Below are 2730 nucleotides of genomic sequence, written 5' to 3'. Positions count from 1 at the left end.
CTGTATGAATCCCGCCTGAAGGGAAAGCTGCACGTAATCAGCAAGCGATATACGCAGCGAATTGAGCGGCATAACCTGAATCTGAGGCAGCACCTGGCACGGCTGGGACGGAAGTCGCTGTCGTTCTCAAAATCGGTGGAGCTGCATGACAAAGTCATCGGGCATTATCTGAACATAAAACACTATCAATAAGTTGGAGTCATTACCGTGTAAAGGATGGTCGTTTTATCGTGACGCCTCCTCTGTTTGCGATGAAGGGAAAAAAAGAGAATACCTTGCGTATTCTTGATGCAACAAATAACCAATTGCCACAGGACCGGGAAAGTTTATTCTGGATGAATGTTAAAGCGATTCCGTCAATGGATAAATCAAAATTGACTGAGAATACGCTACAGCTCGCAATTATCAGCCGCATTAAACTGTACTATAGCCCGGCTAAATTAGCGTTGCCACCCGATCAGGCCGCAGAAAAATTAAGATTTCGTCGTAGCGCGAATTCTCTGACGCTGATTAACCCGACACCCTATTATCTGACGGTAACAGAGTTGAATGCCGGAACCCGGGTTCTTGAAAATGCATTGGTGCCTCCAATGGGCGAAAGCACGGTTAAATTGCCTTCTGATGCAGGAAGCAATATTACTTACCGAACAATAAATGATTATGGCGCACTTACCCCCAAAATGACGGGCGTAATGGAATAACGCAGGGGGAATTTCTCGCCTGAATAAAAAGAATTGACTGCCGGGTAATTTTAAACCGGAGGAATAATGTCATATCTGAATTTAAGACTTTACCAGCGAAACACACAATGCTTGCATATTCGTAAGCATCGTTTGGCTGGTTTTTTTGTCCGGCTCGTTGTCGCCTGTGCTTTTGCCGCACAGGCACCTTTGTCATCTGCCGAACTCTATTTTAATCCGCGCTTTTTAGCGGATGATCCCCAGGCTGTGGCCGATTTATCGCGTTTTGAAAATGGGCAAGAATTACCGCCAGGGACGTATCGCGTCGATATCTATTTGAATAATGGTTATATGGCAACGCGTGATGTCACATTTAATACGGGCGACAGTGAACAAGGGATTGTTCCCTGCCTGACACGCGCGCAACTTGCCAGTATGGGGCTGAATGCGGCTTCTGTCTCCGGTATGAATCTGCTGGCAGATGATGCCTGCGTGCCATTAACCTCAATGATCCATGACGCTACTGCGCATCTGGATGTTGGTCAGCAGCGACTGAACCTGACGATCCCTCAGGCATTTATGAGTAATCGCGCGCGTGGTTATATTCCTCCTGAGTTATGGGATCCCGGTATTAATGCCGGATTGCTCAATTATAATTTCAGCGGAAATAGTGTACAGAATCGGATTGGGGGTAACAGCCATTATGCATATTTAAACCTACAGAGTGGGTTAAATATTGGTGCGTGGTGTTTACGCGACAATACCAGCTGGAGTTATAACAGTAGCGACAGATCATCAGGTAGCAAAAATAAATGGCAGCATATCAATACCTGGCTTGAGCGAGACATAATACCGTTACGTTCCCGGCTGACGCTGGGTGATGGTTATACCCAGGGCGATATTTGCGATGGTATTAACTTTCGCGGCGCACAATTGGCCTCAGATGACAATATGTTACCCGATAGCCAAAGAGGATTTGCCCCGGTGATCCACGGTATTGCTCGTGGTACTGCACAGGTCACTATTAAACAAAATGGGTATGACATTTATAATAGTACGGTGCCACCGGGGCCTTTTACCATCAACGATATCTATGCCGCAGGTAATAGTGGTGACTTGCAGGTAACGATCAAAGAGGCTGACGGCAGCACGCAGATTTTTACCGTACCCTATTCGTCAGTCCCGCTTTTGCAACGTGAAGGGCATACTCGTTATTCCATTACGGCAGGAGAATACCGTAGTGGAAATACGCAGCAGGAAAAACCCCGCTTTTTCCAAAGTACATTACTCCACGGCCTTCCGGCTGGCTGGACAATATATGGTGGAACGCAACTGGCGGATCGTTATCGTGCTTTTAATTTCGGTATCGGGAAAAACATGGGGACACTGGGCGCTCTGTCTGTGGATATGACGCAGGCTAATTCCACACTTCCCGATGACAGTCAGCATGACGGACAATCGGTGCGTTTTCTCTATAACAAATCGCTCAATGAGTCAGGCACGAATATTCAGTTAGTGGGTTACCGTTATTCGACCAGCGGATATTTTAATTTCGCTGATACAACATACAGTCGAATGAATGGCTACAACATCGAAACACAGGATGGAGTTATTCAGGTTAAGCCGAAATTCACCGACTATTACAACCTCGCTTATAACAAACGCGGGAAATTACAGCTCACCGTTACTCAGCAACTCGGGCGCACATCAACACTGTATTTGAGTGGTAGCCATCGGTAATGACTCCAACTTACTGATAGTGTTTTATGTTCAGATAATGCCCGATGACCTTGTCATGCAGCTCCACCGATTTTGAGAACGACAGTGACTTCCGTCCCAGCCTTGCCAGATGTTGTCTCAGATTCAGATTATGTCGCTCAATGCGCTGAGTGTAACGCTTGCTGATAACGTGCAGCTTTCCCTTCAGGCGTGATTCATACAGCGGCCAGCCATCCGTCATCCATACCACGACCTCAAAGGCCGACAGCAGGCTCAGAAGACGCTCCAGTGTGGCCAGAGTGCGTTCACCGAAGACGTGCGCCACAACCGT

General features: G+C 47.2%; 1 protein-coding gene and 3 pseudogenes. 3 read left to right on the top strand and 1 reads right to left on the bottom strand.

Annotated features, from left to right (window positions below):
• The 3 genes and pseudogenes from BGK49_RS26720 to fimD all read left to right on the top strand — a co-directional run.
• Positions 1-192 (top strand): IS1 family transposase (locus BGK49_RS26720; RefSeq protein WP_000718190.1); only part of this gene is annotated, 192 nt, incomplete at its 5' end.
• A 17-nt stretch (positions 193-209) separates the two neighbouring features.
• Positions 210-701: pseudogene (fimC, locus tag BGK49_RS11845) on the top strand (type 1 fimbria chaperone FimC); the annotation flags it as partial.
• Between the two features lie 66 nt (positions 702-767).
• Positions 768-2417 (top strand): annotated as a pseudogene (fimD, locus tag BGK49_RS11840) (fimbrial usher FimD); the annotation flags it as partial.
• A gap of 13 nt (positions 2418-2430) precedes the next feature.
• On the opposite strand, the pseudogene BGK49_RS11835 reads toward fimD, so the two are convergent.
• Positions 2431-2730: pseudogene (locus BGK49_RS11835) on the bottom strand (IS1-like element IS1X2 family transposase); the annotation flags it as partial.

The sequence above is a fragment of the Shigella sp. FC1544 genome, from assembly GCF_001722145.1.
Classification (GTDB): domain Bacteria; phylum Pseudomonadota; class Gammaproteobacteria; order Enterobacterales; family Enterobacteriaceae; genus Escherichia; species Escherichia coli.
Note: the sequence above shows the minus strand (reverse complement) of the source record. Positions and strands in the feature narration are given on the sequence as shown.